Genomic DNA, 9,254 nt, shown 5'->3' on the forward strand with positions numbered 1-9,254 from the left:
CTGTCCGGACCGCTCCGGTGACACCCACCATCGCCGCCCGCTCTGACACCGGGCCGTCGCCGAACTGACGCGGCCGCCATGAACGGATCAGCGATCGCAGCCACGGGGCTGCGAAAGGCGTACAAGGACAAGACGGTCCTCGACGGCATCGACCTGGATGTCCGCACCGGCGGCATGCGCCGCAAGCTGGACCTCGCCATGACGCTGGTCGGCGAGCCGCAGATCATCTTCCTGGACGAGCCCACGACCGGACTCGACCCGCGCAGCCGCCGCACCATGTGGGAGATCATCCGGGAGTTGGTCGCCCGCGGCACGACGATCTTCCTCACCACCCAGTATCTGGAGGAGGCCGACGAGCTCGCCGACCGCATCGCCGTGCTCGATCAGGGCCGGCTGGTCGCCGAGGGCACGGCCGACCAGCTCAAGCGCCAGGTCCCCGGCAGCCATGTCCGGCTCCGGTTCACCAGCCGGGACGCGCTCGACGTCGCGGCCGAGGTCCTCCAGATCGGGGTCGCGCTGCTGATGGGATTCCGGCCGTCGGCGAGTCTTCCGGAGTGGCTCGGCGCGATCGGCATCGTCGTGCTGACGGTGCTGGCGATGGGCTGGCTGACCGTCGCGTTCGGGCTCGCCGCGAAGACGCCGGAAAGCGCGGGCCTCGCCGCCGTCCCGCTGATGCTCCTTCCCTTCTTGAGCAGCGCGTTCGTGCCGGCCGACAAGATGGGGGCGGGCGCGCGGCAGTTCGCGGAGTACCAGCCGTTCATTTCGATCATCGAAGCATTGCGCGGGCTGCTGACCGGCGCGCCGTCGACGGGCTCGACCGTCACCGCGGTCGCCTGGTGCGTGGGGCTCACGCTGGTCGGCTACCTGTGGGCGCGACGGTCGTTCACGAAGCGAGCGTGATCTCCGCCAGCTCGCGCCATTCCCGCCGCCCGCCCTCACGGATCGCCTCGGTGAACAGAACCTCACCGAGGCGATCCCGCGTCTCCCCGGCGATCCTGGAGGCGTCCGGCTGCGAACGATCCGGCGTGCCGCGGACGCCGTCGCTCGCCGCGAGCAGCCGCGCGGCCTGCTCGTACCGTCCCTGGCGCAGGGCCAGGTCCGCGATCCCGATCAGCACCTCGGCGACCAGCGGTGGGAACGGGTGCTCCGCGGCCGCGTGGAACGCCTCGGTCCGGTACGCGCGAGCCTGCTCGAGATCCTCGGCGAGGTAGCCGTACAGGTCCGTGACCTTGGCGCGGATGAAGTCGCCCATCTTCACGGTGCCCAGCATCGCCCGCACCGTGGCCAGGTGCTCGTGTGCCGCGCCGGGCTCGCCGCGCCACCGCGCCAGCTGCGCCTTCGCGAGCGCCAGCTCGGCGAGCGCGTCCGGCGAGGCGACCCCGCCCGCGAACCGCTGCGCGTCCGCCATTGCGGACGCGCTTGCCCGCTCGTCTCCGAGCAGCCAGTACAGCTGGGCCTGCCGCGCCCGCAGGCCGACCACGTCCTCGGTCGCGCCCACCTCGGTCAGCGCCGTCACCGCCTCTTCGTGGTGCTCACACGCGCGGGCGAACTCGCCGCGCGTGGCGAGCCGGTCGGCCAGGAGCGTCAGCGCCGACGAGATGCCCCACCGGTCACCCAGGGTGCGGAACTCGGCGAGGGCGATCTCGACGTCGGCGTCCACGTCGGTCTCGTCGCTGCCGAGTGTGAGCCGCAACCGGCCGCGGCTGAGCCTGGCCTGCGCGCGCACCCACGGGTCGTCGCCGACGACGAGCGGATCGAACGCGGACAGGAACTCCGGCGGCTCCCGCAGCATCCGCTCCATCGGCACGACGAACCCGAGCAGAGGGTTGCGATACCCGCTGCTCGGAGTGCACCGGTACGCCTCCTGGATCCACTCCCGCGCCTGATACTGGTCGCCGCCGGGCCCGGAGGTCACGAACACGGTCACGATGGCGCACGCCAGTGCTCGCACCTCGTCGGACACCTCGCCGGGCAGTGCGGCCGCCGCGATGCTCAACTCGGTGCCCTCGGTCCGGTGCCCGCTGAGGAAGTAGTACCAGCCCACGGCCCCGGCCAGCCGCATCGCCTCCTGGGCCCATCCCTCGGCGATCGCCCCGCGCAGGGCCGCATTGAGGTTGTCGTGCTCGGCCCCGAGCGTGGCCAGCCATTCCAGCTGCTCCGCCCGGCGCAGGTACGGATCGGCCGTCTCGGCCAGCTCCGTGAAGTAGGCGAGGTGGGCCCGGCGCGCCCGCTCGGTCTCCCCGGCTTCGGCGAGCCGCTGCGCCGCGTACTCCCTGATGGTGTCGAGCATCCGGTAGCGCGGCGTGCCCTCGCCGTCGGCGAGCAGCAGCGACTTCTCGATCAACGCGGTCAGCACGTCGAGGACCTGCTCCCCGGCGAACGCCTCGTCCCCGCACACCCGTTCGGCCGCGTCCAGGCTCGCCCCGCCGGAGAACACCGAGAGCCGCCGCAGCACGCCGCGTTCGGCCTCGGTCAGCAGATCCCAGCTCCAGTCCACGACCGCGCGCAGCGTCCTGTGCCGGGAGAGCGCCGTACGGCTGCCGCCGGTCAGCAGACGGAAGCGGTCGTCGAGCCGGCGGGCCAGCTGATCGACGGACATGGTGCGCAACCGCGCCGCGGCCAGCTCGATCGCCAGCGGGATCCCGTCGAGCGCCCGGCAGATCCCCGCCATGGCCGACAGGGTGCGCGCGTCGGAGCCGATGTCCTTGCGCACCAGACCCGCCCGGTCCCGCAGCAGCCGCACCGCGGGCGAGGACCCGACCTCGGAGGGGTCCGCCTCCTTCGCGGGCAGCGCGAGCGGCTCGACCTGCCAGAGCACCTCCCCGGTGATGCCGAGCGGCTCCCGGCTCGTGGCGAGGATCCGCAGCCTGCGGCACTCCCCCAGGAGCCGATCCGCGAAAGCCGCGGCCGCCTCGATCACGTGCTCGCAGTTGTCGAGGATCAGCAGGATCGCGCGCTCCCGGAGCGCGGAGACGAGCCGATCCATCGGCTCCCCCGCCCGCGCGGTGCCGAGCAGTGCCTGGTCACGCAGGCCGATCGCGGTGAGGGCGGCCTGCGCCAGGTCGCCGCCCGCCCGCACCGCGGCCAGTTCGACCAGCCACGCCCCGTCGGGCAGCTCGGCGAGCATCGTCCGCGCGGTCTCCATGGCCAGCCTGGTCTTGCCGGAGCCGCCCGCCCCCGTCAGAGTGACCAGCCGGTGCCCGACGGCCAGTCCGGCGACGGCGGAGACGTCCTCGTCCTTGCCGACGAAACTCGTCAGCTCGGCGCGCAGGTTCGTCCTGTGGTTCTCCGTCCGCTCGCCCACCTCGCCCCGCAGCAGCGCGGTGTGCAGCGCGGAGAGCTGGGCCGACGGATCCGCGCCCAGTTCCTCGGCCAACCGCTCGCGCGTCCGTTGGTACAGGGTCAGCGCCTCGTTGCCGCGCCCCGCCTCGGCGAGGGCCCGCATCAGGGCCGCCACGAACCCCTCCCGCAGCGGATGGGCGGCGACCAGCTCGGTCAGCTCGTAGATCATCTCCGAGCCGCGGCCGAGGCGGATGTCCGCGTCCACCCGATCTCCGAGCGCGGCGACGTGGAGGTCGTCCAGACGCGTGACCACGGCGTCGAACGCGTCGCTGTCGTTCAGCGCGATGTCCGCCATGGCCGCGCCCCGCCACAGCGCCAGGGCCGAGCGCAGCAGATCCGCCCGCGCGGCAGGATCGGCGGACCGGGCCTGACCGACCAGGTGCTCGAACCGGGACACGTCCACGTCGTCGGGGGCCACCGACAGCCGGTATCCGCCGGAGTCGGCCTCGATCACCCCGTCCGGCAGCACCCGGCGCAGCCTGGACACCAGCGCCTGCAGGGCGTTCACCTCGTCGGCGGGCGGCCGTTGCCCCCAAATCCAGTCCACCAGCCTCGCGCGCGAGACGATCCGGCCGGGTTCGAGGGCGAGCGCGGCCAGCAGTGCGCGCAGCCGAACCCCGGGGACCTCCACCACGGCCCCGCCCTGGTCGCGGACCTCGAACGGTCCGAGCAATCCGACTCGCACATCAGTGATTGTGCCGAACAGTGACGACGACCGGTAATCGTCACTTCTTGGGATCTTCTGCGTCAGCTCTTCGCGAAGGACCAGACGCCGTCGGCGTGGACGGTGAGAAGGACCGTTCCATCGGGGAGCGGGACCTCGCCGTGCCAGCCGCCGATCTCGTTGACGAGGTTCTCCCGGCTCGACTCGGTGTAGGCGTCCACGATGAAGTTCGCGCTCCCGGAGTGGCGGGCGGTCACGGTCGTGAGCCCGGAGCTCGGGGGGCTGACGATCGCCACGTCGTCGCCGCGGCCGGTGAGCGCGGCGCCGGTCCATCTGCGAGCCATGGAGAGGGGCTTGAGAGTGACCGTCCACGCCCCGTCGGCCTGGATCTTGAGCGCCGCCGTCTGCGCGCCCTCGTCCTCGTTGAGCAGGACGCTCCCCTTGTAGCCGCCGATCTCGTTGACGATCGAGCTCTGTTCCGCGCCGTGGGCGTCGAGCGGGGAGACGATGAAGTTCGACTCCCCTAGATGGGTGAGAGTGACGAGCCACACACCCGTCCAGTCGCTCCTGCGCAGCTTGACGACCTTCGCGCTCACCCCGCTGTACGTACGGGGGGAGGGCGCGGGTGCCGGCTTGCGGGGCGCGGCCGTCTCCTTGGCGCTCATGGCGTCGTGGGTGGGCCCGGCCGCGCCGGTTGCGCTGGACCGGGCGACTCGACCGGCCGTGTCAGGCGCTCCGGCGGCGAGAGCGCCGGCGACCGCCATGCAGCCGGCGACGAGGACGAAGGGCAGCCCGACGACGAGGAGCCAGAAGCCCGGTCCCCTGCCCTTCCTGTGCGGATGCGGAGCGCGCCACTCGTGAGTGGGTTGCCATCCGGCCGAGGGTTGCCACTCCGGCTGCCGCGGAGGCTGGGCGCCGTACGGGTGCCGGCCGTGGGATGGACCGTCCGCGCCGTGCGACGGACCGGGCTGCTGATGCATACCGTTACTCCAGAGGCTCGGGATGCTGCGTGCTGTAGGGGACGTGCCCTTCTCACCCGTGGTTGCCCGACGTGATTGGAACGTTAGAAAATCACGGAACAGCAGTTCAGCGGGCTAGTTGGGGCTCCAGCACGTGCGTGGTCGCCTCAGGAGGTGAGGACGGTCCCGCCGGCGTGGCCCAGGAAGGCGCGGACCTCGTCGGCCTCCGGGACACCGAGCTCCTCGTAGAGGCCGAGAGCCAGCCGCCCGTGCTCGCACGCCTGCTCCACGTGGCCGAGTGCGAGGTGGGCACGCGCCAGCCCGTCGTGGGCGCGCGCCTGCTCCGGCCGGTTGCCGGCCGGGTCGGCGAGCCCGAGCGCCGCCGTGTGCTCCTCGACCGCCTGAGCGGGGTCGTCCGCCGCCTCGGCCAGGCCGTTGAGCGCGGCCGCCTCGTCGGCGGCGTTGCCGAGCCTGCGGTAGAGCGCCGCGGCCTGCTCGTGACGCGTACGCGCCTGGGCGGGCTCGCCCTGGTGCCGCAGGACGACGCCGAGGTGGTTGAGGACCACCGCCTCTCCGGCGGGGTTGCCCACCTTGCGGTGGAGCGCCAGTGCCAGGTCGAGGTGGCGCCGGGCCTCCTCCGGACGGCCGGCACGGTCGAGGACGAGGGCGAGGACGCCGAGGACCTGGGCCTCACCCCAGGTGTCGGCGCCGATGCGGGTGAGGTCGAGCGCCTGCCTGAGGTACCGCTCGGCCTGGGGGTCCTGCCGCCGGCGCAGGGCCACGTCGCCCAGTGTGAGCAGCGCCCGGGCCCGTTCGCCGGCCTCCTCGCACGCGTCGAGGGCCTGGTGGGCGTGCTCCTCCGCCCGCTCGTACTCGCCGAGCCGCCAGTAGGTCCAGGCCAGGTCGGTGAGCGCCCTCGCCTGGACCGCGGAGTCGCCGAGCGTGCGGCTGCGCTGGAGCGCCAGGGTGTGGAGCGTGAGCGCGTCGTCGTGGTGCGCCTGCCGGTCGAGGTAGGGGCGCATCGCCAGGGCCAGGAGGCCGAGGCAGATCTCGGGTCCGTGGACGGCGGTCGCGATGATGTTGGAGCGCTCGGCGTCGAGCCACGCGCTCGCCTCGGCGGCGTCGCGGACGGGCGGGACGGGGGCGGCCGGCTGCGGGATGCCCTCCCGCTCGCCGAGGCTGTGCGGGAAGAGCCGGTCCATCGCCGCGCGGGAGCGGTGCAGGTAGTAGGCGAGCAGCCGCATGACGGCGCCGTCGTCCTCGGCTATCGAGCGGGCGTGCTCGCGCAGCAGGTCGTGGAAGGTGTAGCGGCCGGGGTCGAGCTGCAGGAGCATGTGGGCGTCGAGGAGGCCTTCGAGGAGCTCCTCCGCCTCGTCCTCCGGGATCCCCGCCAGCGCGGCCGCGCCGCAGGCGTCGATGTCACGGCCGGGCACCAGCCCGAGGAGGCGGAACATGTGCTGCTCGGCCTCGTCGAGGTGCTCGTACGAGAGGGCGAAGGCCGCCGACACCCCGTCCAGGAGCCGGCGGTGGTCCCGCAGCCGGCCGGCCAGGTAGGACACGGTCCAGCGCGGGCGGTGCTGGAGGCGGGCGGCCGAGATCCGGATGGCGAGCGGGAGGTGACCGCACAGCCGCAGCACCTCGCGCACGGCGTCCGGCTCGTGGCGGGCGCGTTCGCCGACGATCCGCTCGAACAGCTCGGCGGCGTCCTCCTCGGGCAGCAGGTCGACCGACAGCGCGTGGGCGCCGTCCAGGTCGACGAGCCGCCGCCTGCCGGTGATCAGGACGAGGGTGTCGGAGCGCCCCGGCAGCAGAGGACGCACGTGGTCGGCGTCGAAGGCGTTGTCGAGCACGGCGAGCACGCGGCGATCGGCCAGCTCGGCGCGCCAGAGGGCGCCGCGCTCCGCCGGCGAGACAGGGATGCGGTCGGCGGGCACCCCGAGCTGGCGGAGGAGGGCCTCCAGCGCGGCGGCGGCGTCGATCGGCTCCCGGCCCGCGGTGTGGGCCTGCAGGTCGATGAAGAGCCGGCCGTCGGGGTATCGGGCGGCCAGCCGGTGGGCCGCGTGGACGGCGAGCGCGGTCTTGCCGACCCCGGCCATGCCGTCGATCGTGACGACCGCCGGCCCCTCGTGCTCGCCCACGATCCGGTCCAGCTCGGCGGTCCGCCCGGAGAAGTCGGGGATGTCGTAGGGCAGGTAGGTGGAGCGGCGCGGGGGGCCGGAGACGGCGGGCGCCGCTCCGGTCAGGCGCAGGGCGGGATCGTCCACCAGGACCGCCCGCTCCAGCTCGGTGAAGGCGTGGCCGGGGTCGAGGCCCTGTTCGTCGGCGAGAGCCGTACGGTACGAACGCGCCGCGGCCAGGGCGTCGGCCTGCCGCCCCGCCCGGTGCAGAGCCAGGACGAGGTGGCCGTTCAGCTTCTCGCGGAGCGGGTTGGCGGCCACCTGGGCGGCGAGCTCGTCGAGCAGGTCGCCGTGCCGGCCGGCGGCGAGCTCGGCCTCCGCCAGGCGCTCGTACGCCGACAGCCGCCGGTCGTTCCAGAGCTCCCGGACGCCGTCGGCGTAGTGCGCGTGCACGTCCTCCAGCGCCTCGCCGGTCCACAGGCCGAGGGCCTCGCGCAGCTCGCCCGCGGCCACCAGGTCGGCGAACTCCTGCGTGTCGAGCTGTCCGGGCTCGGGCCGCGCGACGTAGCCGCCCGCGCGCGTCTCGAGGAGCCGTACGGCGCCCGCGCCGCGCAGCACCTTCCGGATGGCGGTGATCGAGGCGTGGATCTGCGACCGGGCCGTGTCGGGCCGGTCGTGGCCCCACATCGCCTCGATCAAGCGCTCGATGCTGATGACCCGGCCGGCGTTGAGCAGCAGATAGGCCAGGACAGCCCGGTGACGTGGGGCGATGCCCGTCAGGGGCGCGCCGTCGACGATCGTCTGGACGGGGCCGAGCAGGGTGAAGCGCAGCATCGTCCCCCCATCACCGTGGCATCGCCCGCGCATAGCGAATGTATCAATCCGGGCAGCGACTCTGATCTCACCGGAACCGAGACGGAGGAGACACGATGGAACCCCGGATGAAGAACCCCGCCACGATCATCCCCGCGGCGATCACGCCGATCCAGGAGCTGATGAAGGCCGCGCAGTCGCAGGGTCTTCCCGAGCAGCTCATGGAGATGGTTCACCTGCGGGTCAGCCAGATCAACGGGTGCAGCTTCTGCGTCGACGCCGGACTGAAGAGCCTGCGCAAGCTCGGCGAGAGCGACGAGCGCATCGGTCTGGTCGCCGCCTGGCGCGAGGCTCCGTACTACACGGACGCCGAGCGGGCCGCGCTGGAGCTGGCGGAGGCCTCGACCCGGATGGCCGACCGCGCCGACGCCGTCTCCGACGAGGTCTGGGACAACGCCGCCGACCACTTCGACGAGCGGCAGCTCGCCTCGATCCTGCTGATGACCGCCGTCACCAACCTCTTCAACCGCCTGAACGCCCCGGTCCGCCAGGTCGCCGGCAGCTGGTGAGCCCCCACCCCCGACGCACAGGAGACACCGACATGTCTGTCGTCCGCTCGCACCGCTACTCCGTCGCCGACGCCGACCTGGAGGAGTTCCTGGCCCGCCGGAGCTCCCTGGTCGCGACCGTCCGCGAGGGGCACCCCGGCCTCACCCGCGTCGTGCTGATCCGGCTCGAGGACGGCACCTACACCGACACCTGGCACTGGGAGACGGCGGGGCAGATGGGGGCCGCGCTCGCCGCCCTGCCCACCTTCCCGGAGGCGCCGCTGACCATGGCCCTCACCAAGGACGCCGTCGCCCTGGACGGTGAGGTCGTCGACGAGCGCTGAGACGGCGTCCGTCTGGCCACACCCGCGGAGAAGCCCCGCTGAGCGGGGCTTCTCCATGCGGATCCCCCGCGAGCGGGTGGGCCGCTCACGGGGGATCGCCGAAGGGTGAGGCGTCGTCAGGGGCTGGTGCAGGTGGCCGCCGGGGTGGCCGCGGTGCCGTTGGCGGTGAAGCCGAACGTCGTGGACGCGCCGGCCGCGATCGACCCGTTGTAGGAGGCGTTGCGCACGGTCACGCTGGAGCCGGACACGCTCTGCGTGCCGTTCCACACGCTGCTGAACGTCTGGCCGCCGGGCCAGGTCCACTTCACCGTCCACCCGTTGACCGCCGCGCTGCCCGCGCGGACCGTCACCTCCGACTGGAACCCGCCCGGCCAGCTGTTGACCGTCGAGATCGTCGCCGAGCACGCCCCCGGGACCGGGGACGGCGACGGACTCGGCGTGGGAGTCGGAGTCGGGGTGGGCGTCGG

The 9,254-nt window shown here is 73.2% G+C and carries 6 protein-coding genes and 1 pseudogene; 3 read left to right on the top strand and 4 right to left on the bottom strand.

Translation table 11 applies throughout. The features are described 5' to 3' along the window. Positions 1–165: 165 nt before the first annotated feature. A pseudogene (locus tag Mco01_RS40020) lies at positions 166–900 on the top strand (ABC transporter permease); the annotation flags it as partial. On the opposite strand, the gene Mco01_RS38365 reads toward Mco01_RS40020, so the two are convergent. The 3 genes from Mco01_RS38365 to Mco01_RS38375 form a co-directional block, all read right to left on the bottom strand. Continuing rightward, the gene (locus tag Mco01_RS38365) at positions 884–4,027 is read right to left on the bottom strand and encodes an AfsR/SARP family transcriptional regulator (RefSeq protein ID WP_239104233.1); all 3,144 of its coding nucleotides are present in this window, start codon (positions 4,025–4,027) and stop codon (positions 884–886) included. The pseudogene Mco01_RS40020 and the gene Mco01_RS38365 sit on opposite strands and share 17 nt — an antisense overlap. A 62-nt stretch (positions 4,028–4,089) precedes the next feature. Further along, positions 4,090–4,986: a hypothetical protein gene (locus tag Mco01_RS38370; RefSeq protein ID WP_204061736.1), complete on the bottom strand. Its 897-nt coding sequence runs from the start codon at positions 4,984–4,986 to the stop codon at positions 4,090–4,092. Positions 4,987–5,132: 146 nt separating this feature from the next. Next, positions 5,133–7,916: an AfsR/SARP family transcriptional regulator gene (locus tag Mco01_RS38375; protein WP_204061737.1), complete on the bottom strand. Its 2,784-nt coding sequence runs from the start codon at positions 7,914–7,916 to the stop codon at positions 5,133–5,135. Between the two features lie 95 nt (positions 7,917–8,011). Here Mco01_RS38375 and Mco01_RS38380 point away from each other — a divergent pair, with 95 nt between their 5' ends. Next, the gene (locus Mco01_RS38380; protein WP_204061738.1) at positions 8,012–8,464 is read left to right on the top strand and encodes a carboxymuconolactone decarboxylase family protein; all 453 of its coding nucleotides are present in this window, start codon (positions 8,012–8,014) and stop codon (positions 8,462–8,464) included. Between the two features lie 32 nt (positions 8,465–8,496). Then, complete coding sequence (locus Mco01_RS38385) at positions 8,497–8,787, top strand: hypothetical protein (RefSeq protein WP_204061739.1); 291 nt, start codon at positions 8,497–8,499, stop codon at positions 8,785–8,787. A gap of 116 nt (positions 8,788–8,903) precedes the next feature. On the opposite strand, the gene Mco01_RS38390 is transcribed toward Mco01_RS38385, so the two are convergent. Beyond that, positions 8,904–9,137, bottom strand: a complete 234-nt coding sequence (locus Mco01_RS38390; protein WP_239104235.1) for a cellulose binding domain-containing protein — start codon at positions 9,135–9,137, stop codon at positions 8,904–8,906. Positions 9,138–9,254: the final 117 nt, after the last annotated feature.

This window comes from Microbispora corallina, from assembly GCF_016863035.1.
Classification (GTDB): domain Bacteria; phylum Actinomycetota; class Actinomycetes; order Streptosporangiales; family Streptosporangiaceae; genus Microbispora; species Microbispora corallina.

What these genes read in the sequence shown, in the direction of transcription:
- Mco01_RS38380 (WP_204061738.1), top strand. Translation starts at nt 8,012, where the DNA reads ATGGAACCCCGGATGAAGAACCCCGCCACGATCATCCCCGCGGCGATC.
- Mco01_RS38385 (WP_204061739.1), top strand. Translation starts at nt 8,497, where the DNA reads ATGTCTGTCGTCCGCTCGCACCGCTACTCCGTCGCCGACGCCGACCTG.
- Mco01_RS38375 (WP_204061737.1), bottom strand. Translation starts at nt 7,916, where the DNA reads ATGCTGCGCTTCACCCTGCTCGGCCCCGTCCAGACGATCGTCGACGGC.
- Mco01_RS38370 (WP_204061736.1), bottom strand. Translation starts at nt 4,986, where the DNA reads ATGCATCAGCAGCCCGGTCCGTCGCACGGCGCGGACGGTCCATCCCAC.